General features: G+C 62.6%; 19 protein-coding genes and 1 tRNA gene. 15 read left to right on the forward strand and 5 right to left on the reverse strand.

Translation table 11 applies throughout. From position 1 onward, the window contains the following. Position 1 precedes the first annotated feature (1 nt). The 3 genes from dnaG to VWY34_RS08660 all read left to right on the forward strand — a co-directional run bounded on the left by dnaG (position 2) and on the right by VWY34_RS08660 (position 4,874). Complete coding sequence (dnaG, locus tag VWY34_RS08650; RefSeq protein ID WP_416544090.1) at positions 2–2,227, forward strand: DNA primase; 2,226 nt, start codon at positions 2–4, stop codon at positions 2,225–2,227. 131 nt (positions 2,228–2,358) lie between these two features. Then, the gene (gene rpoD, locus VWY34_RS08655; RefSeq protein ID WP_416544091.1) at positions 2,359–4,347 is read left to right on the forward strand and encodes an RNA polymerase sigma factor RpoD; all 1,989 of its coding nucleotides are present in this window, start codon (positions 2,359–2,361) and stop codon (positions 4,345–4,347) included. A 227-nt stretch (positions 4,348–4,574) separates the two neighbouring features. Then, positions 4,575–4,874, forward strand: coding sequence for a hypothetical protein (locus tag VWY34_RS08660; protein WP_416539316.1), 300 nt, complete (start codon positions 4,575–4,577; stop codon positions 4,872–4,874). Positions 4,875–4,989: 115 nt separating this feature from the next. On the opposite strand, the gene VWY34_RS08665 is transcribed toward VWY34_RS08660, so the two are convergent. Further along, entirely contained in the window at positions 4,990–5,664 is a 675-nt protein-coding gene (locus VWY34_RS08665; protein WP_416544092.1) for an SDR family oxidoreductase, read from the reverse strand. Between the two features lie 246 nt (positions 5,665–5,910). Here VWY34_RS08665 and VWY34_RS08670 point away from each other — a divergent pair, with 246 nt between their 5' ends. The 5 genes from VWY34_RS08670 to ribD all read left to right on the forward strand — a co-directional run bounded on the left by VWY34_RS08670 (position 5,911) and on the right by ribD (position 9,001). Continuing rightward, positions 5,911–6,321 carry a hypothetical protein gene (locus tag VWY34_RS08670; protein ID WP_416544093.1) on the forward strand — a complete coding sequence of 137 codons (411 nt, stop codon included), beginning with the start codon at positions 5,911–5,913 and terminating at the stop codon, positions 6,319–6,321. Between the two features lie 34 nt (positions 6,322–6,355). Beyond that, positions 6,356–6,847 (forward strand): hypothetical protein, encoded by a 492-nt coding sequence (locus tag VWY34_RS08675; protein ID WP_416544094.1) that lies wholly within the window; start codon positions 6,356–6,358, stop codon positions 6,845–6,847. A 34-nt stretch (positions 6,848–6,881) separates the two neighbouring features. Further along, the gene (locus VWY34_RS08680) at positions 6,882–7,298 is read left to right on the forward strand and encodes a secondary thiamine-phosphate synthase enzyme YjbQ (protein WP_416540467.1); all 417 of its coding nucleotides are present in this window, start codon (positions 6,882–6,884) and stop codon (positions 7,296–7,298) included. 120 nt (positions 7,299–7,418) lie between these two features. After that, entirely contained in the window at positions 7,419–7,886 is a 468-nt protein-coding gene (gene nrdR, locus VWY34_RS08685) for a transcriptional regulator NrdR (protein ID WP_340544979.1), read from the forward strand. Positions 7,887–7,924: 38 nt separating this feature from the next. Then, positions 7,925–9,001: a bifunctional diaminohydroxyphosphoribosylaminopyrimidine deaminase/5-amino-6-(5-phosphoribosylamino)uracil reductase RibD gene (gene ribD, locus VWY34_RS08690; RefSeq protein ID WP_416540797.1), complete on the forward strand. Its 1,077-nt coding sequence runs from the start codon at positions 7,925–7,927 to the stop codon at positions 8,999–9,001. Positions 9,002–9,020: 19 nt separating this feature from the next. Here ribD and VWY34_RS08695 read toward each other — a convergent pair whose 3' ends face one another. The 3 genes from VWY34_RS08695 to VWY34_RS08705 all read right to left on the reverse strand — a co-directional run bounded on the left by VWY34_RS08695 (position 9,021) and on the right by VWY34_RS08705 (position 13,581). Continuing rightward, on the reverse strand, positions 9,021–11,051 hold the full coding sequence (locus VWY34_RS08695) for a capsular polysaccharide biosynthesis protein (protein WP_416544095.1): 2,031 nt from the start codon (positions 11,049–11,051) through the stop codon (positions 9,021–9,023). Between the two features lie 4 nt (positions 11,052–11,055). Then, the gene (locus VWY34_RS08700; RefSeq protein WP_340544981.1) at positions 11,056–12,192 is read right to left on the reverse strand and encodes a polysaccharide biosynthesis/export family protein; all 1,137 of its coding nucleotides are present in this window, start codon (positions 12,190–12,192) and stop codon (positions 11,056–11,058) included. Between the two features lie 96 nt (positions 12,193–12,288). After that, positions 12,289–13,581, reverse strand: coding sequence for a capsule biosynthesis protein (locus tag VWY34_RS08705; RefSeq protein WP_416544096.1), 1,293 nt, complete (start codon positions 13,579–13,581; stop codon positions 12,289–12,291). A gap of 254 nt (positions 13,582–13,835) precedes the next feature. Here VWY34_RS08705 and VWY34_RS08710 point away from each other — a divergent pair, with 254 nt between their 5' ends. From VWY34_RS08710 to VWY34_RS08735, 6 genes are all read left to right on the forward strand, one after another. Further along, positions 13,836–14,429, forward strand: a complete 594-nt coding sequence (locus tag VWY34_RS08710; protein WP_416539322.1) for a riboflavin synthase — start codon at positions 13,836–13,838, stop codon at positions 14,427–14,429. 427 nt (positions 14,430–14,856) lie between these two features. After that, positions 14,857–15,978 (forward strand): 3,4-dihydroxy-2-butanone-4-phosphate synthase, encoded by a 1,122-nt coding sequence (ribB, locus tag VWY34_RS08715; RefSeq protein ID WP_416544097.1) that lies wholly within the window; start codon positions 14,857–14,859, stop codon positions 15,976–15,978. 1 nt (position 15,979) lies between these two features. Further along, on the forward strand, positions 15,980–16,531 hold the full coding sequence (locus VWY34_RS08720) for a 6,7-dimethyl-8-ribityllumazine synthase (RefSeq protein WP_416538352.1): 552 nt from the start codon (positions 15,980–15,982) through the stop codon (positions 16,529–16,531). Then, positions 16,528–17,019 (forward strand): transcription antitermination factor NusB, encoded by a 492-nt coding sequence (gene nusB, locus VWY34_RS08725; protein ID WP_416538353.1) that lies wholly within the window; start codon positions 16,528–16,530, stop codon positions 17,017–17,019. Before VWY34_RS08720 ends, nusB begins: the two co-directional genes overlap by 4 nt. A 237-nt stretch (positions 17,020–17,256) precedes the next feature. Further along, positions 17,257–17,586 (forward strand): hypothetical protein, encoded by a 330-nt coding sequence (locus VWY34_RS08730; RefSeq protein ID WP_416544098.1) that lies wholly within the window; start codon positions 17,257–17,259, stop codon positions 17,584–17,586. Positions 17,587–18,033: 447 nt separating this feature from the next. After that, positions 18,034–18,504 (forward strand): MmcB family DNA repair protein, encoded by a 471-nt coding sequence (locus VWY34_RS08735; protein WP_416538354.1) that lies wholly within the window; start codon positions 18,034–18,036, stop codon positions 18,502–18,504. A 63-nt stretch (positions 18,505–18,567) separates the two neighbouring features. Here VWY34_RS08735 and VWY34_RS08740 read toward each other — a convergent pair whose 3' ends face one another. Continuing rightward, positions 18,568–18,756 (reverse strand): DUF6324 family protein, encoded by a 189-nt coding sequence (locus VWY34_RS08740; RefSeq protein WP_340544989.1) that lies wholly within the window; start codon positions 18,754–18,756, stop codon positions 18,568–18,570. A gap of 204 nt (positions 18,757–18,960) precedes the next feature. Between VWY34_RS08740 and VWY34_RS08745 the strand changes: the two genes are divergently transcribed. Beyond that, positions 18,961–19,037, forward strand: a tRNA-His gene (locus VWY34_RS08745). Positions 19,038–19,077: the final 40 nt, after the last annotated feature.

Below are 19,077 nucleotides of genomic sequence, written 5' to 3' on the forward strand. Positions count from 1 at the left end.
GATGTCGCTTCCCCCCGGTTTCCTTGATGAATTGCGCACTCGCGTCAGCCTCTCTCAGGTTGTCGGGCGCAAGGTCATGTGGGATCAGCGAAAATCGAACCAGGGCAAGGGCGACATGTGGGCGCCATGCCCCTTCCACCATGAAAAATCCGCCAGTTTCCATGTCGATGACCGCAAGGGGTTCTATTACTGCTTTGGCTGTCATGCCAAAGGGGATGCGCTGAAATTCGTGCAGGAGACCGAGAACGTCGGCTTCATGGAGGCGGTGCAGATCCTGGCGCAGGAGGCGGGGATGGAAATGCCCGCCCGCGACCCCAAGGCCCAGCAGAAGCAGGACCACCGGGCCCAGTTGGCCGAGGTGATGGAACAGGCGGTGCGGTTTTTCCGCCTTCAGCTCAACACGCGGTCGGGTGAGGCTGCGCGCAGCTATCTGGCGCGGCGCGGGCTGACGGGTCAGGCCCTGGAACGCTGGGAGATCGGCTTCGCCCCTGACGGCTGGCAGAACCTATGGGACGCGCTGCGCGGCAAGGGTGTGCCGGAAGAGCTGATCATGGGTGCGGGGCTGGCCAAACCCTCGAACAAAGGCGGCAAGCCCTATGACACCTTTCGCAACCGGATCATGTTTCCAATCCGCGATGCGCGCGGGCGGGCGATCGCCTTTGGCGGCCGAGCCATGGATCCGCGCGACAATGCAAAATATCTGAACTCGCCGGAGACCGCGCTGTTTGACAAGGGGCGCAGCCTTTACAATCACGGGCCTGCGCGCACCGCGTCGGGGAAATCCGGCCAGCTGCTGGTCGCCGAAGGCTACATGGATGTGATCGCCCTTGCAGAGGGCGGATTTGAGGCGGCGGTGGCGCCTCTGGGCACTGCGATCACCGAAAACCAGCTCCAGATGCTGTGGCGCATTGCGGATGAGCCGATCATCGCGCTGGACGGCGATACTGCTGGTCTGCGCGCGGCGATGCGGCTGATTGATCTGGCATTGCCCTTGCTTGAGGCGGGGAAATCCCTGCGGTTTGCGCTGATGCCCGAGGGCAAGGACCCCGATGACCTGATCCGAGCCGAAGGGCCGGAGGCGGTGCAGAGGGTGCTTGATCAGGCGATGCCGATGGTGCGGCTGCTGTGGCAGCGCGAAACGGAAGGCAAGGTTTTCGACAGCCCCGAGCGCAAGGCCGCGCTGGACAAGGCGCTGCGCGACAAGATCCGGCTGATCCGCGATCCCTCGATCCGCCGCCACTATGGCGAGGATCTGCAGGATCTGCGCTGGCAGCTGTTTCGCGGCGGCCGCCCGCGCGAAGCGACAGCGGCACCGGGGCTGGACGCCGGGTTCGATGCGCTGCCGGATCCGGGGTTTGATACCGGTTTTGATCCGGGGCCAAGCTTTGATCCGGGCTTTGGAGCTGCGGGCGATCCCGACTTTGGCGGCGATTATGGCGATTATGATAGCGGCTACGATCCGGGCTACGACAGTGGATTTGATCCCGGTTATGAGGCGCCGCCGCCGCCCGTCACCCCGGCTCAGGCGGGCAATCAGGGCAATTACAGCGCTGGAAAATTCCGCAAGGCTGGTGGTTTCCGCGATGGTGCCCGGATGCCCTGGCGCGGCAAGAACGCCCCACCACAGCCGCTGGAGACGACCCGTAATTCGCTGCTTGCTGGCGGCAGCGAGGAAGCGCTGGTGCGCGTCCGTGAGGCAGTGATTCTGGCGACGGTGATCACCACACCGGCGGTGATTGCAAAATATGAGGTCAATCTGGAACGTATGGCCTGTGTCGGCTCGGATCACGCGCTGATGCGCGATCTGGTGCTGCGTCATGGTGTCGATGCGCCTGAACGGCTGAAAGAGGAAATTGCACAGGCTGCCGGCAGCCATGCCCTTGAAAACCTCTTTGCGCTTCGCCATGTGGCAATCAGCCCCTGTCTGCGTCGTCCCGGCGATGTGGAAATCGCCAGCCTGACCCTGGCGGAGGAATTTGCCAAGCTGGAGGCAAGCCGGGGCCTGGATGCAGAGCTGGCCGAGGCGGAAGAGGATCTGGACGGGCTGGCTGATGAGGCTGTGACATGGCGGCTGGGACAGGCTGCCGAAGCGCGCAACAAAGCCGTGCGCAGTGAGAACGAAGACCGAGCGCAATATGATGTGGGGGAGAACGGAGCGCGTCTGAACCGTGAGGAGCGCGACGCTTTCGGAGCCCTTTTGGAACGAATTGGCTACTCCAAGAAGTGACCGCTGCGCCGCAGTCAGGTCGTTTTGCTAAGGAAGAGCGAAAGAAAAACGGGTAAACCGGGTGACGAATCAGCGGATCGCGATAATGATTCGCGAAACCGAATCGCCCCAGCCCCGACGAGGAGCATTGAATGGCCGCCAAAGATACCGACGACCGCAAACCTGACGATCAGGAGCCCGAAATCTCTCTCGACATGAGCCAGGCTCAGGTCAAGAAGATGATCGCCGAAGCGCGCGAGAAGGGTTACATCACCTATGATCAGCTCAATCAGGTCCTGCCGCCGGATCAGGTAAGCTCGGAGCAGATCGAGGACGTGATGTCGATGCTCTCCGAAATGGGCATCAACATCATCGAAGATGAGGAAGCCGAAGAGGAAGAGCAGAAGGGCTCGACCGATCTGGTGACCACCGACAGCAACCGCGAAGTGGCGGTGGCTGGCGCGGCAGCTGAAAAGCTGGACCGCACCGACGACCCTGTGCGCATGTATCTGCGCGAAATGGGATCGGTCGAACTGCTGAGCCGCGAAGGCGAGATCGCCATCGCCAAGCGGATCGAAGCTGGCCGCAACACGATGATCGCCGGTCTCTGCGAGAGCCCGCTGACCTTTCAGGCGATCACCATCTGGCATGACGAACTTCTGTCCGAAGACATTCTGCTGCGCGATGTGATCGACCTCGAGGCGACGTTCGGCAACCAGCTGGACGAAGACGGTGAAGTTGGCGAGCCGGTGGTGGATACCTCTGTCGTTGCCGCGAGCAAACCTGTGGCGAAAGACACCGGTCCAGAGCTCGACGCTGACGGCAACCCGATTGCATCGGACGACGACGAGGACGAGGACGATCAGGCCAACATGTCCCTTGCCGCGATGGAAGCAGCGCTGAAGGACAAGGTGCTGACCACGCTGGAACAGATCTCCTCCGACTATGCACAGCTGAGCGAAATGCAGGACAGCCGAATTTCGGCCACCCTGAACGAAGATGGCTCTTTCAGCGCGCAGGATGAGCAGATCTATCAGTCTCTGCGGTCTGAAATTGTTCTGCTGGTCAACGAGTTGCACCTGCACAACAACCGGATCGAAGCGCTGATCGACCAGCTTTATGGCATCAACCGCCGTGTCATGCAGATCGACAGCTCGATGGTGAAACTGGCGGATCAGGCCCGTATCAACCGTCGCGAGTTCGTGGATGCCTACCGTGGCCGCGAGCTGGATCCGAACTGGCTGGCCGATATGGCGGACAAGCCGGGACGGGGCTGGCAGATGTTTGTCGAACGTTCCACCGACAAGGTCGAAGAGCTGCGCGCCGATATGGCGCAGGTCGGTCAGTATGTCGGTCTCGACATCTCTGAATTCCGCCGCATCGTGCAGCAGGTCCAGAAGGGTGAGAAAGAAGCCCGTCAGGCGAAGAAGGAAATGGTTGAGGCCAACCTGCGTCTGGTGATCTCGATCGCCAAGAAATACACCAACCGCGGCCTGCAGTTCCTTGACCTCATTCAGGAAGGCAACATCGGCCTGATGAAGGCGGTGGATAAATTCGAATACCGCCGCGGTTACAAGTTCTCGACCTATGCGACCTGGTGGATCCGTCAGGCGATCACCCGCTCCATCGCGGATCAGGCCCGGACCATTCGTATTCCGGTCCATATGATCGAGACGATCAACAAGCTGGTCCGCACCGGCCGCCAGATGCTGCATGAAATCGGCCGCGAGCCGACGCCGGAAGAACTGGCAGAAAAGCTCCAGATGCCGCTGGAAAAGGTCCGCAAGGTGATGAAAATCGCCAAGGAGCCGATCTCTCTCGAAACCCCGATCGGGGACGAGGAAGACAGCCAGCTGGGCGATTTCATCGAGGACAAGAATGCCGTGCTGCCGCTCGACAGCGCCATTCAGGAAAACCTCAAGGAAACCACCACCCGCGTGCTGGCTTCGCTCACCCCGCGTGAGGAGCGGGTTCTGCGGATGCGTTTTGGCATCGGCATGAACACCGACCACACGCTGGAAGAGGTGGGCCAGCAGTTCAGCGTGACCCGCGAGCGGATCCGCCAGATCGAGGCGAAGGCGCTGCGCAAGCTCAAGCACCCGAGCCGGTCTCGCAAACTGCGCAGCTTCCTCGACCAGTAATGCGGCAGTTGATATCCGAACCGAACAGGCGCCCCGGTGGGGCGCCTTTTTGCTGTGTGCCTTGCAGCAGGGGGCGGTTCGGCATGGATTTTGCGGGTCCAGCCCGTCGCAGACCGGCCCGCCTGTCTGGGTGGCGTTGTTAACCATTCCTAACAGTCAGCAATTGTTTTTGGGCCGCGAATACCTAAGTTACCAATATGTTAACTTTGCGAGATCGGAGGGGTCCAATGGCGCATCATTCGAATTTGAACGAGGCACTTAATGTGCTGGACGACAAGCTCCGCTCGCTCAGCGCGCTGACCAAGGCGAATGCCTTTCTTGTCGAAATCATGCGCAAAGATCGCGCCCTGCTGGAACAGATGGAAGCCCCTGCTGCCCGGGCGATGTTGATGGACCGCGCCTGCCAGTGCTTTGGTGAGGGCGCAGGAGATGCCGCAGATCCAGATGTTCTGGAGGTGCTGGCGACCGCCCTAACCGAAGGGCAAACAGCTGAAATTATTCCGTTTCCCACCGACCGACGTCATTGAGCGGGCCATAGGCACCGCCGCGTCACCGCGCCTGAGGTGACACATCCGGAAGGGGTGACCCTTCCGGATGTTTTTATGGGCGTTACTTCCCGGCAGTGCTGCGGCGCGTGCGGCCTCAGCCGGTCGGCATCAGGAAGACCTCCCGCACGGCATTACGCGGGTCGGCCTCCAGCGCAAAGACAACGGCATCGGCCACGTCTTCGGGCTGGAGCTTGTCGGGCTTGGCTTCGTCGAAGAACGCGGTGTCCACCATCCCCGGCGCAACCACGGTACAGCGCCCGCCCCAGTCCTTCATCTCTTCGGCCAGATTGCCGCCATAGCCATGGACGAACCATTTTGAGGCGCCATAGATGGAGCCGGGGATATGCACCCGCCCTGCCGCCGAACCGGTTAGCACGATGTGTCCTTTCTGCGGTTTCAGATGCGGGATAGCGGCTTTTGCCGTGTAGAGCAGGGCCATGATGTTGATATGAACCATGTCATGCCATTCTGAGGGGGCGCCGTTTTCCGTCCCGGGAGTGTTGAGACCGGTCCCGGCATTGGCAAAGGCTGCGTCGATCTGGCCGAAACTGTCGCGCAGATGCTGTAGGGCGGCGACCTGATCCTCGAATTTGGTGGCATCTCCCGGCAAGGCCAGGGCGCCGTCGCCCAGTTCCTCGGCGAGGCTGTTGAGCTTGTCTTCGGACCGGGCGAACAGGCCGACGTTCCAGCCTGCCTTGTGGGCCGCACGCGCGGTTGCTGCGCCGATGCCGCTGGATGCGCCGGTGATGAACAGGGTTTTCTGAGCCATGGGAGGATCCTCTGTCTTGTGGTTGTTTGACCGCTCAACGCGGCGAGTGCCCGATTGGTTGCGCAGGTGATGGGCCTGTTTCGGCAGCGTTGAATGTGAACAGTTGTGACTGGCCGTGGTCGGCGGTATCTGGAATCCTGCCGGTGGCCCTCTATCTCTAACCTGTGGGCTTCGCGCAGATCGCAGGTCAGCTTGCGCGCGCATCCTCAGAGCCGCGGGCTGAATTACTCATCAAGGATAGGCATCATGCGACTATTTTCTGTGACTATTGCGGCGGCGCTTGCGCTGTCAGCCTGCGCCGAAGCAACCCCGACCGGTCATGTGACCGTCGATCAGGCGCGTGTCTTTGCTCTTCCTGACGGCAGTTTCGAAGTGGTCCCGCCGCAGGGCGCAGTGCGCTCGGCATTCTGGTGTGGCGCGGCGGACTACGCGCGCCGCGCGCTTGGTGCCGACTGGGGGCAGAGCATCTATGTCGCGCGGGGTGTCGGCGAGGGCGTCGCCGTGAACCGTAAATCCACCGTGCATTTCAGCCTGAGCCCGGTTGCAAGTGATCGTCCCGACAGTTGGCTGAAACGGACAAATGCCTATCGCGTTGGTGACCGGCTCAGCGTTCAGGAGGCCGATCACCAGTGCACTACCGCCTTTGTTCGCTTTTGACCGGTGCCCTCATTCGCAATCGGCGAGGTTCATCATGACCGGCTTTCGCAGTTTCAAATCCCGCAGAGCGCGTCAGATCTCCAGGGGCCGTCGGGCTGGACCACGCCGGACGGCACTCGCCGTTGTGGGTGTTGGACTTGGCCTTCTGGCGCTGGCGGTGCCGGCATCCGCCTTTCGTGCGATTAACCGGCTGGAGGTCGTGCCCGCGGGGGCGAGTCAGTTTGAGGTGATCGGACGGGCCGGGGCGCTGAAATCCGACTACTGGTGTGCCGCCGGAGATTATGTGCGCAAATCGCTCGGATTGCCCTGGCAGACAAAGATCTACGCCGTCGACGGCATCGGGGCCAGCAGCACCACCGGTGCACGCTCCGCCGTGCGGTTCACCTTGGATCCGGCCGCCGCCGGGGTGACGCCATTCACCGGCAACTGGACCGGTGATATCCTGACGCCCGGCTATGCGTTTCGTGCCAATGCGGCCTATGGCAAATGCGAAGACTGGATTTTCCCCTTTCGCAGCCGTAACTGATAGCCGGGCAGAAGTTTGGGCATCGAGGTGATCCATGCAGGCAGAGTTCACGGTCTCCACCCGCGGGCAGGGGCTGTATGAAATCACCGATCAGATTGTGGACTGGGTATCGCGCGCACACTGCGACGCCGGGCTGCTGACGCTTTTTGTCCGGCACACCTCCTGTTCGCTGCTGATCCAGGAAAACGCCGATCCGGAGGTGCAGGGCGATCTCCTCGCTTATCTGTCGCGTCTGGTGCCGCCCGCGTCCGATCCGTCGATGGCCTATCTGCGCCACACCTATGAGGGGCCAGACGATATGCCTGCCCATATCAAGGCGGCGATCCTGCCTGTCAGCCTGTCGATCCCGGTGACCGCCGGGCGGCCTGCCTTGGGCACCTGGCAGGGCATCTACCTGTTCGAGCATCGCGACGCAGCGCACAGCCGCAGGGTGATCGCGCATTTGGTTTAAGCCCCGGCATCTTGTGGTCTTAATTCACCTCTACCCAAACCCTAGAGGCTGCCATATAGTTGTGGATAAGGGCGCAGCGGCGTCCGGTTGACCGGCGGACTGGAACAGGGGGGACAGCTGATGCGCTGCCCGTTTTGCGGAAATATCGACACCCAAGTAAAGGACTCGCGCCCTGCTGAGGATCACGTTTCGATCCGGCGGCGCCGGTTCTGCCCGGCCTGTGGTGGCCGTTTCACCACCTATGAGCGGGTGCAGCTGCGTGACCTCGTGGTGATCAAGACCAATGGCAAACGTGAAGATTTCGACCGCGACAAGCTGGAGCGCTCGATCCGCATTTCCATGCAGAAACGCCCGATTGAACCGGAACGCATAGATCAGATGATCTCGGGCATCGTGCGGCGCTTGGAGAGCATGGGTGAGACCGATATCCCGTCCAAGAAGATCGGTGAAATCGTGATGGAGGCGCTGGCCCGTATAGATACCGTGGCCTACGTCCGCTTTGCCAGTGTTTACAAGAACTTTCAGGCGGCGGATGATTTTGAGGATTTCGTTCACGAGCTGCGCCCGCCGGAGGCGCCGGAAGAGTGAACGCCTCCGGACGGATGCGGGCTGGGGATACGCGCTATATGTCGCTGGCCCTGTCGCTGGGACGACGGGGGCAGGGGCAATGCTGGCCGAACCCGGCTGTCGGCTGTGTGATCGTGCGCAAAGGCCGCATTGTCGGCCGGGGCTGGACCCAGCCGGGGGGCCGCCCTCATGCGGAGACCGAGGCATTGCGCCAGGCCGGTGCACTGGCGCGCGGCGCTACCGCCTATGTCTCGCTGGAACCCTGTTCCCATACCGGTAAGACACCTCCCTGTGCTCAGGCCCTGATCGACGCTGGCGTGGCGCGGGTGGTGGCGGCCATGGAAGATAGTGATCCACGGGTTTCAGGCCACGGGTTTGCGATGCTGCGCGATGCCGGTATCGAGGTCACCACCGGGGTGTGCTCGGACGCGGCAGCGCGGGATCATGCCGGGTTTTTTCTGAAGACGGAACAAGGCCGCCCCTTTGTGACGCTGAAGCTTGCGAGCAGCTTTGATGGCCGTATTGCCACCGCTGCGGGCGAGAGCAAATGGATCACCGGACCCGAGGCCCGCCGTGCCGTCCACGCGATGCGGGCACGCCATGATGCGGTGATGGTGGGTGGTGGGACTGCCCGTGCGGATGACCCGTCACTGACCGTGCGGGATCTTGGGGTGAGCCGTCAGCCCGTGCGGGTGGTGATTTCGCGACATCTCGACCTGCCGCTGATGGGGCAGCTGGCACGCAGTGCACGCAATATCCCGGTCTGGATCTGCCATGGGACCGGCGCCGATGCTGAGCGCCTGCGCGCCTGGGAAGGGCTGGGCGCGCGGTTGCTGCCCTGCGCCGCAGAGGGTCAGCAGCTGGATGCGGCTGATGTCTTGCAGCAGCTGGGGCAGGCGGGTCTGACACGCGTCTTCTGCGAAGGCGGCAGCGCGCTTGCAGCCTCGCTTCTGGCGCAGGATCTGGTGGATGAGCTGATTGGCTTCACTGCCGGGCTGGCCATCGGGGGTGATGGTCTGTCCTCAATTGGCAGCATGGGCCTAAAGGGTTTGGCCGATGCGCCGCGCTTTGATCTGATCGACATGCGTCCCGTTGGGGCGGATATCCAGCACCGTTGGGCCCGTTCACTGGGCTAGGCTGCCTAATGGCAGCAGCCTAGCGCCAGAGATGCGCATAGGTGGAGAATAGCCCCTGAAGCTTTGCCAGGGACCGGGTGGCGGTGCCCGGGGCAGGAATATCGCCCTTCGCCAGCCGCTCCACCACCAGTTCGACCTGACAGGGCAGGCCGCTGACCGGATCCACATAGCGCGGATAATCAATCAGCGCGGCATGGACCAACCCCATCAGGGAGGGGCGGGCCTGCCGTCGGGCAACGGGCACCGCGCCCAGATCCCGGGTCAGCCCCCAGCCCGCATAGAACGGTGCGCCAACCGTGGTCACCTTGACCCCACGCAGCAGCGCTTCAAAGCCCAGAAGCGAGGTCATCGTCCAGACCTCATGCACCATGTCAAGAAGCGCCATCGGGTCACTGTCGGGCACGACCACATCCGCCAGCCCCTCGGCGGCGATGCTGCCGTCGCGCAGCCCGGCCTCCACATCCGGGTGCGGCTTGTAGATCAGCACGGCGTCCGGGTTGGCCGCACGGGCCGCCCGCAGCAGGTCGGCATTGGTTGCGATTTTCTCACATCCCAGACGGACCGAGGCATCATCTGCCACCTGTCCGACCACGAGAATGCGGTGCCCCTCGGGCAGGTTCGGGACCGTTCCGCCGAGGTTGTATTTCGACAGGCTGTCCTGCACCAGCCGCCGGGTCAGGTTCTCGGCGCGCTGTTGCTGCTGGGCGGTCAGGGTCGCGCGGGCGGCGATCAGGTCTTCCAGGTCGCTGGGCTGATGCGGATCGTAGTAGATACCCTGCCGGTCGACGACCAGCGACAGTGGCGGCACCAGCGCCGCCCCCAGCCCGCGGGACCGCAGAAACCCGTCCTCGACACGATGGGCGCCCGGAGATTGCCCGGTGCCGGTGCGCCCGGCCCAGATCATCCAGTTGCGCCCGCTGGCGCGCGCGACCTTGGGGCGGTCGCTAAACCGCAGACGTCGGTAGCGGCCAAAGAACTGTTGCAGCGGCCGTCGTTTCCACAGCCGCATTCCTGAGGCGATCCAGCCTGCGCGATCCTGCTGCCAAGCGCGGGCTTCGGCCTCCAGCGCGTCGATCACCTCCTCCAGCTCGCAGAGCCGGTCGTGATAGGGGCTGTACCAGGTCGGATAGAGGATCATCGCCGCCGCAAACAGCTGCGCGCGGGTCAGGCGGCGCTGGCGCCGGGTGATCGGGAATTCATCCTCGCTGAGGCCCCAGCCCGCGTAGAAGGGCTGACCAAAAACGCGGGGTTTGTGACCGCAGAGGATGGCCTCGAACCCCATCTGCGAAGACACGGTATAAACGGCGATGGCGCCCTCCAGCAGCGCCCAGGGCGAGACCGGCGCATCAAGGATCTCGACCCGTCTCTGCGCGTCTGCGGCGGTATAGTAACCGGGGCGATGGCCTGCGCGGTCCTCCGGATGGGATTTGATGATGATGCGGGCGCCGGGATGTTCGTCCTGCGCATAGTAAAGCATCTCCTGAAAGCGCGCGTGATCGGTTCCTTCATGAGGGGTGGATGCGCGGACGGAGGCGTCGCCGCGGGCCTGATCAATCACCAGAACATAACCCGGTTCCGGCACCGGCGCGTTTGGCGAATAGGCGTTGTATTTGCTCAGATGGGCGTCCTGGAGCCGGGCAATCGCGCGCCGGGCGCGGCGCATCAGCGCGCTGTCATCCAGCGGGTGCGTGGCCAGCAGCTGCTCCAGATCCGAGGGGGAGGCGGGATCGAAATGCAACCCTGACCGGTCGAGCAGCAAGCCCAGCGGCGGCTCTCCCTCACGGCCGGGATGGATCGAGCGCAGAAACGCGTCTTCGACCCGCAGCAGGCCACAGCCCTGTGCCGCCGCCACGGCCAGACCACGATGAGCGGTATCGGCATTGCCCCAGACCGCGACAAGATCCTCTGCCGTCGGCTTGCCCAGCCGCAGGTCATAGCCCGCCAGTGACAGGATGCGCCGCAGCCGCCGCTGGCGCAGGAAACCGGCGTTGAAATAGTAAAGCCGGGAGCGAATGCCCCCGGCCCTTGTCGTCGGGTCTGTTCCCGTCATGTCATCAGCCGCCGCTGGCCAAACTTTCGACGCTGGCGATCGGCGCCAGCGGGCTGGCCAGAAGCGAGATGGTCTTGGTCCACTGGGCGTAGGGAGCCTCGGTCACATAGAGCGTGTCGGCATCGCGGATCACGAAGTCGCGCGCCACGAACAACCCGTTGGGCTTGGTCAGGTTCAGCACGTAGACCAGCCGCTGCGCCCCGATCAGATCGTTGCGCCCGAGCACCTGATTGGCAATTTCCGCAGGCTCATTGCGCAAGACGAAGACGCCTGTCGGATCTGATGCGGTGGAGACCAGACCGCCGACCTGGGCGATGGCCTCAAGTGCGGACAGGTTCTGGCTTTCAAACGGGACACGCGCCTGCGCGCTGGTTGCGCCCAAAGCAGTAAAGGAGCGACTGTCCTCTTCCACAAGGATCTTGTCACCGCCGCGCAGGGCGATGTCCAGCTCGGGGTGTTTGAACAGATCCTGGAACCAGATGGTGCCGCGCTCCGCACCACGAATAACGGTGATCTGGGCGTTTTCCGGCTCAATCGCGACGCCGCCGGCGCGGGCCAGCATGGTGGCCAGCGTCCGTGTCGGACGTTCGATCGCGTAAACCCCCTGTCCTCCGACAGCCCCGGTCAGGCTGACAGTGGCGCCATCGCCTGCGAGGCGGCGGACCTGAACCTGCGGGTCGGGGGTCTGATCTTCGAGTTTCTTGGTGATGGTGCGGCGCAGCTGATCCGGCGTATTGCCTGAGGCGCGCAGCCGACCGGCATAGGGCACGAAGATAAAGCCGGCGCTGTCGACCTGCACCTCTTCCAGCACCGTGGCATTGGTGGCCTCTGCCGCCAAGAGCCCGTCATCGACGTTTTCCCAGACGGTGAGGCCCAGAACGTCACCGGGGCGGATCACGTCGGAGGTCAGCTGACCGGCGCTGCGGAAGCTTTCGGAAAAGCCAAGCGCCGGGACAACGGCGGTGGCGCGGGTCACGCGATCATTGACCGATACAATGAAGGCATCGCCTTCTTTTTGCACGGAACCGGCATAGATCTGACGCTTGTTCGGGCCGACCTGGGGCAGGCCGCAGGATGCTGCCAGCGTGACTGCGGCCAGAATCGCAACCGGGCGCGCCCATTGCAAGGGAACGGTTTTCACTGCTCGGTCTCCTCGACCTATTATTGTTCTGCCTCAAGTTTTAAGGCCAAGCTAGCGCAGTGTTTTGGAAAAATCCAGCCTTGGAGGTCTGGCTCGTCAGTTCACCACACGCAACTGTTGCCGCGGTGCCGCTGTCCCCTGGATCAGCGCCTGATAGGGGTCCTCCGGCGCCAGCATCATATCCACCACCTGCCGCAGGAGCTGGCGGCGGCCCTTGCGGGAATAGAAGCCACCGGGGAGCTGCGAGGTTTCCAGAAGATAGCGGCGATAATCCTTGTAGGCGCGATTGTCCGGTCGTGCGGGCGCGGCAAAGAACTCCGGCAGGGGTTGGGTGGAGACAAATTCGGGCTTGTCGTAGACCGCCTTGCCAAACACCTTCAGCGGGATGCCGCGCCAGAGTACCTGCTGGCCGGCCGTTGAATTCACTGTGACCGCTGTGCGGGCCTCGTTCAGGAGGGCGGCGAGCTTGCCGCCACGCACGTAGTGGACGCGGTGTTCCAGCCCATAGTGTTTTGCCAGCTGGCGCACCGCGGGCCGGATCGGAACACGGCCATCTTCCAGCGGATGCGCCTTGACCACCAGATGGTGATGGCGCGGCGCGCCCTCGGCAAAGCCCTGGAACACCTCGGTCAGGAAATCCGTGAGGCTGGCAAAGGGGGAATGCTCCTGAAAGGCGCTGTCATGTTCCAGTTGCAGCAGGGCCAGATGATAGGGAAAGCCGCCGTTGCGGATGCGCCGGGTCGCCAATCTGCGTTCCAGCGCCTGAATTGGCATCAGCAGCAGGCGGCGCAGATAGAGCTGAAATTCGCGGGTGACCGGCAGCGCCCGATGCGGGCGGAACTGGCGGTACCCCTGATTGAGCAGCATGACACAGCCGTGGTAAAGCGCGCCGTAGAAGACATGTTGCCGGGTATCGCCCCAATGTGAAGGGGGCAGCGGCGCCTCCATATCGGAGAGCGCAAGCGCTGCGGTCATTTGCTCCACGGGCATGTCCATCAGCCGCGAGTTGCCGTTGGAGCCGTCCCGCTCATAGGTGACCCAATAGGGGCGCAGATAGCCTTCCTCGAAGACATGTACCTGGATGCCGCGGCCCCGCGCGATGCTCACCGCCTTGGCGTGGATCGGGCGGGTATCGCCGTAGAGCACCAGATCGGTGATCTTCTTGTCGTCCAGCATCGTGTCCAGATGGGCGGGCCAATCCTGTGGGGCGCCGCGATAGGGCAGGTAGCTGGCCCGGTCGCGCCAGAACGCCTGATCGCCGGCGTTGAACCCCACCCGCCACACGTCTGAGCCCGCAGCCTGCAACATCTCTGCCAGGCTGGCAAAGAACGGGCCATGAGGCCCTTGCAGAAACAAAAAGCAGCGTTGTGGATGGTCGGTCTTGTGCATAATGGGCCGAATATATCCCGATTGTACAAACAATGGCTTAACCCCTAATCGGATTTAACCATCTTTCCGCGCAAGGGTAGGCTGGCGCGGCTGGGCGAGGCAAGCCCAGTGGCGGCCTGTTCTGCGCCACAGCGACCCGGGCGCGCCTATCCGGCAACAGCGGGGCTTGCCGCGCGGCGGTCCAATGGCTACCAGAGAGGCGCCGGCCGACCAAGACGGCCATAACCGCATATGCAACCTGCAGGAGCCCGCCCATGTTCACAGGCATCGTCACCGATATCGGCATCATCACCGAGCTGGAGCAGCAGGGCGACCTGCGGGCGCGGATCAAGACCGGCTATGACACTGCAACCATCGACATCGGGGCCTCGATCGCCTCTGATGGTGTCTGCCTGACGGTGATCGCACTGGGGGAGGATTGGTATGATGTGCAGATCTCTGCCGAGACCGTGTCCAAGACCAATATCGGCGGCAACGGCTGGACCCTGGGCAAGCGCGTCAATCTGGAACGCGCGCTGAAGGTCGGTGATGAGCTGGGCGGCCATATCGTGTCGGGGCATGTCGATGGCGTGGCCGAGGTGGTGGAGATCCGCGATGAAGGGGACAGCACCCGCGTGACCCTGCGCGCGCCACAGGAGCTGGCGCGCTTTATCGCGCCAAAGGGATCGGTGGCGCTGAATGGCACCTCGCTGACTGTGAACGATGTCGACGGATGTGATTTCGGCATCAACTTCATCCCGCACACTAAGGAAGTGACGACCTGGGGGGATGTCGCGATTGGCGATGCGGTGAATCTTGAGATCGACACGCTGGCCCGTTACGTGGCCCGGCTGAACGAGCAGGGCTGAGCCTCTTTCACGCGCGCCCCCGTGCAATCTGGGGCTGTCTGCCTGGGGCGTCGCAAAAGGCTCCCGCCCCCGTTCCCCGGCATCGAGGATGCCGTCTCAGGCGTTGGGCGTGGCGCGCCGCAGGGGCGGCACGCGTCAGCGATCTCCCGCGACGAGGGGAGCTGATCTTGCGGCGCAGTTTGACCTTCGCCGTGGCTGCGTCGTGCCTGTGCAAGGGGCCATCTGCCGCCGCAACCGCTGACCCTGAAACAGCCTCTGACAGGGGAACGCGCCACCGCGACGCCGCGTCCGGAACATGGGCTGCCGCAAGCGGGGCTGGTATTTACGCTGCGGCTGGTCTATCCCGCTGGGGTATCCACGGCCTTGCTCGGGGTTGTGGAGGTCGCACTGACCATTGTCCACGACTGCCCACCGAAAGGTTGCCTGAATGAGCTTTGAAACACCGGGGCCGATTGAAGCCCAGTTGCGTGACGCAATCAGCCTTATTGAAGAGATCATCGAAGAGGCCCGTCAGGGGCGGATGTTCATCCTGGTCGATCACGAGGACCGCGAAAATGAGGGCGATCTGGTGATTGCCGCCGAATTTGCGGATGCTGCGGCGATCAACTTTATGGCGACTCACGGACGCGGTCTGATCTGTCTTCCGATGACGGCGGAGCGGGTCGATGCGCTGGGGCTGCCGATGATGGCGGTGAACAATTCTTCGCGCCATGAAACAGCTTTCACCGTGTCGATCGAAGCCCGCGAAGGTGTCTCGACCGGGATTTCCGCCGCCGACCGTGCGCTGACCGTGGCGGCGGCCATCGACGAGAGCAACACGATGGCCGCGCTGGCGACACCGGGGCATGTGTTTCCGCTGCGGGCCAAACGCGGGGGGGTGCTGGTGCGCGCAGGCCATACCGAGGCGGCGGTTGATATCTCTCGTCTGGCTGGTCTGAACCCCTCGGGCGTGATCTGCGAGATCATGAATGAGGATGGCACCATGTCGCGGCTGCCGGAGCTGGTCGATTTTGCCCGGACGCACGGGCTTAAAATCGGCACCATCAGTGATCTGATTGCCTACCGCGCGCGCAACGACAATCTGGTGGTGGAGACCTCGCGCAAGACCGTCACGTCTGAAATCGGTGGCGATTGGGAACTGCGCCTGTTTACCGACCAGACCCACGGCATTGAACATGTGGTGATGACCAAGGGCGATATCACCACCCCTGAACCGGTCCTGACCCGCACCCATGCGCTGCATGAGGCAACGGATCTTCTGGGACTTGGTCCCAAACCGGGCCGGCAGCTGCCGCGCGCGATGGAACTGATCGCGGCCGAGGGGCGCGGCGTCGTCTGCCTGTTCCGCGAGCCGCGCAATTCGCTCTATGCGCAGGACGACGAAGGCCCTCGCACCATCAAGCAGACCGGGCTGGGCGCGCAGATCCTGTCCAAAATGGGTCTGCATGAGCTGGTATTGCTGACGGATTCGCCCTCGACCACCTATGTTGGACTAGACGCCTACGGCCTGAGCATCGTTGGCACCAAACCTCTTCTGAAGGACGCTTGATATGGCTGCACATGAAACTCACTATACGCTGGACCGTCCGACATTCGACAAACCGGTCAAGCTGCTGATCGTGGTCGCGCCTTATTACAAGGATATCGCCGACAATCTGGTGGCCGGCGCCCAGGCCGAGATCGAAGCCGTCGGCGGCACCTGCGAACTGATCGAAGTGCCGGGTGCGCTGGAGGTGCCGACCGCGATCGCGATTGCCGACCGCAGCTCTAACTTCGACGGCTACGTGGCTCTGGGCTGCGTGATCCGTGGCGAAACAACCCATTATGAAACCGTCTGCAACGACAGCAGCCGCGCGATTCAGTTGATGGGGCTACAGGGGCTGTGCATCGGCAATGGCATCCTGACGGTGGAAAACCGCAAGCAGGCGGAGGTCCGCGCCGATGTGAAGGATCAGAACAAAGGTGGCGGTGCTGCGGCTGCGGCCTTGCATCTGATCGCGCTGACGCGTAAATGGGGCGCCCAAACCAAGGGAGTCGGCTTCAAAGCCCCTTCCGAGGCCATCAGACTGGCCGACTCAGACAATGGACCCACCACCGTATGACCACTTCGGAAAGCCAGGGCGCCGCTCGCAAGGGCAGCGACAAGCATAAAATGAAATCAGCGTCGCGGCTCTATGCCGTGCAGGCGCTGTTTCAGATGGAACATAGCAACCTGTCTTTCGACAAGGTCATCGTCGAATTTGAGGACCACCGTTTTGGGGCGGTCTACGAAGGCGATGAGATGGCAGAAGGCGATCCGAAAAGCTTTCGCAAGCTGATCGAGGGCGCAGTCAATAATCAGGCCAAGATCGACCAGATGACCGACCGCGCACTGGTGGCCAAATGGCCGATTGCACGGATCGACCCGACGCTGCGCGCCCTGTTCCGGGCTGCGGGTTCTGAGATGCTGGCAGGCAAGACACCGCCCAAGGTGGTGATCAATGAGTTCGTCGACATCGCGCGGGCCTTCTTTCCAGAGGGCAAGGAGCCGAAATTCGTGAATGCCGTTCTGGACCATATGGCGCGTGAGGCATGCCCCGAAGCCTTCTGACCAGGGCAATCTGACTGGGAGCTTCTGACCGGGGCTTGCGACAGGCGCCAGCTGCTGTGGCGCAACGAGGATCGAGAAGCGTGCCCGATGGGCGCGCTTTTTTCGTCTGCCGCCGGGCTGCCGGCACACTGCCGTAAAATGCTGGTCGACATGCGTCAAATCCCGCCGATCCGGCAATTGCCGCTGGACCATGTCGCAAAGAGTGCTACCGTTTTGGCCGAAGCAGGAGGGTATGCCATGCCAGAGCTGGTGAGTCTTTATATTCGCAACGTGGTGATCGGCTTTGCCATTGCCGCAGCTTTTGTCGGGCTGCTGTTGTGGTTCAACGTGATGAACCTCTGGCATCTGGTCAGCACATCGGACAGTGGCGTTCTGGCGGTTGCGATCCTGTGGTTCATGAACGGTATCGTTTTTGCCGGGGTGCAGTTCGGCTATGCGGTGATGTCGCTGGCGCAGAAAGAAGACACCCCGCGCGGCGGGATGCGGATCACCCCCGATATGCACTCTGAGATGGTCCCGGTGCGCGTTCTGGCCAAGAAAACCTCTCGGCAGCTGCCGCGCCGCTGATCCGCAGATCTGGACGCAAAACGTCCAGACCAGCAAGCCCCCAGTCAGCCGTGCCCCTCAGGCGCGGCTTTTCTTTTGTCAGCCAGAACAGTGGTGGAATGCGGCGGGACCACCAGGCAACCGTGCGGTTATGATTCCCGAGGACCTGTATGTACAGGTGGGCGCCAGGTAAAAGGACCAGGGTCCAAACAGAGCCAGCTCCCTCGGAATTGCTTAAGGCCACTGGAATGCTACCTGTCACGAGAAGGGCAGAACCCGCCTCCGTTCTAACTAGGCGTCGGGGCAGGCAGAGACAAGGGGCGTCCGCCGTCTTTTCGACATGGCCCTCTGACCGTGGCGGATGTGGCATGGCCGCAGGCTGTTTTGATACAATATCTGACCAGTGCGTTTGCAAGGTGCCTGCGCCATGGTCTTGTCATTTGTTCATGAATTGTTCACATTGACCCCATGATGCAGGATCTTGCCCCCGGTCAGCGCCTCGCGCGTGGTGTGGCCCGCCATATGGCGGCGCTTGGTTTTGTCACGGTCGAAGAATTCGTTCCCGCCCGTGGTCTGCGGGTCGATGTCATGGCGCTTGGCCCCAAGGGTGAGCTATGGGTGGTCGAGTGCAAATCCAGCCGCGCCGACTATCAGTCCGACAGCAAATGGCGGGGCTATCTTGAATGGTGCGATCGCTATTTCTGGGCGGTGGATCTGGCGTTTCCGAATGAGCTGTTGCCTGACGACAGCGGTTTGATCATCGCCGATGACTATGACGCGGAGATCATCCGCATGGCGCCGGAACAGAAACTGCCCGCCGCCCGTCGCAAGAAACTGATTCAGAAATTCGCAATGGACGCCGCCAGCCGCCTGCATCGGCTGCGCGACCCGCGACCGGGGATGGATGGGATATGGGACAGCGAGGCGCGCGGCGCCTGATTGCTGGCGGCGCGTCGGTTGGCAGGGCGGGCGCGTCAGCCCGCCGCCGGGTGTTCGTGAGGCTCAGGTATCGAGGCTGCGCGCTGCCTGGGCTGCGGCCATGATTTCTTCGGCGATTTCATTGGCCTCATCCGGATCAAAATCCATCGGGATTTCGATCCCGTCGGCTTCGATGAAGATGCGGACCATGCCTGCGTCGGTGGGGCCGATCTGCATATTGGCTTCGATGTCGCGCTCGGTGTTGATGCTCATGCGGCACTCCTGTCATGGGGCTTGCGGTGACGGGTTCTGCTAGCCTGCTGCCACTGTAATGGCAAGCACTCGCGGCTTCCAGATGGACCTCGCGGGCGGGGCAGAAGATCGCAAGCATGACGGCAAATCTCTTCACATTCGGGGTAAAAAACTTGCCGCTTGCCTCTTGCGCTCTCATCGCCCCTGTATTAAATCGCCCTCAGTGCCGCCTTAGCTCAGTTGGTTAGAGCGCCTGATTGTGGATCAGGAGGTCCCCCGTTCGAGCCGGGGAGGTGGTACCACCCTTCAGATGATATTGATATGACCACATTGGACCGCCAG

Source organism: Phaeobacter sp. JH20_02, assembly GCF_048056915.1.
Classification (GTDB): Bacteria; Pseudomonadota; Alphaproteobacteria; order Rhodobacterales; family Rhodobacteraceae; genus Phaeobacter; species Phaeobacter bryozoorum.

Bases quoted from the DNA above. Each gene is read 5' to 3' on its own strand.
- dnaG (WP_416544090.1), top strand. From the start codon at position 2: ATGTCGCTTCCCCCCGGTTTCCTTGATGAATTGCGCACTCGCGTCAGC.
- VWY34_RS08705 (WP_416544096.1), bottom strand. From the start codon at position 13,581: ATGCACAAGACCGACCATCCACAACGCTGCTTTTTGTTTCTGCAAGGG.
- rpoD (WP_416544091.1), top strand. From the start codon at position 2,359: ATGGCCGCCAAAGATACCGACGACCGCAAACCTGACGATCAGGAGCCC.
- VWY34_RS08740 (WP_340544989.1), bottom strand. From the start codon at position 18,756: ATGAGCATCAACACCGAGCGCGACATCGAAGCCAATATGCAGATCGGC.
- VWY34_RS08665 (WP_416544092.1), bottom strand. From the start codon at position 5,664: ATGGCTCAGAAAACCCTGTTCATCACCGGCGCATCCAGCGGCATCGGC.
- VWY34_RS08710 (WP_416539322.1), top strand. From the start codon at position 13,836: ATGTTCACAGGCATCGTCACCGATATCGGCATCATCACCGAGCTGGAG.
- VWY34_RS08735 (WP_416538354.1), top strand. From the start codon at position 18,034: ATGATGCAGGATCTTGCCCCCGGTCAGCGCCTCGCGCGTGGTGTGGCC.
- VWY34_RS08730 (WP_416544098.1), top strand. From the start codon at position 17,257: ATGCCAGAGCTGGTGAGTCTTTATATTCGCAACGTGGTGATCGGCTTT.
- VWY34_RS08660 (WP_416539316.1), top strand. From the start codon at position 4,575: ATGGCGCATCATTCGAATTTGAACGAGGCACTTAATGTGCTGGACGAC.
- ribD (WP_416540797.1), top strand. From the start codon at position 7,925: ATGTCGCTGGCCCTGTCGCTGGGACGACGGGGGCAGGGGCAATGCTGG.
- VWY34_RS08675 (WP_416544094.1), top strand. From the start codon at position 6,356: ATGACCGGCTTTCGCAGTTTCAAATCCCGCAGAGCGCGTCAGATCTCC.
- VWY34_RS08670 (WP_416544093.1), top strand. From the start codon at position 5,911: ATGCGACTATTTTCTGTGACTATTGCGGCGGCGCTTGCGCTGTCAGCC.
- nusB (WP_416538353.1), top strand. From the start codon at position 16,528: ATGACCACTTCGGAAAGCCAGGGCGCCGCTCGCAAGGGCAGCGACAAG.
- ribB (WP_416544097.1), top strand. From the start codon at position 14,857: ATGAGCTTTGAAACACCGGGGCCGATTGAAGCCCAGTTGCGTGACGCA.
- VWY34_RS08695 (WP_416544095.1), bottom strand. From the start codon at position 11,051: ATGACGGGAACAGACCCGACGACAAGGGCCGGGGGCATTCGCTCCCGG.
- VWY34_RS08720 (WP_416538352.1), top strand. From the start codon at position 15,980: ATGGCTGCACATGAAACTCACTATACGCTGGACCGTCCGACATTCGAC.
- nrdR (WP_340544979.1), top strand. From the start codon at position 7,419: ATGCGCTGCCCGTTTTGCGGAAATATCGACACCCAAGTAAAGGACTCG.
- VWY34_RS08680 (WP_416540467.1), top strand. From the start codon at position 6,882: ATGCAGGCAGAGTTCACGGTCTCCACCCGCGGGCAGGGGCTGTATGAA.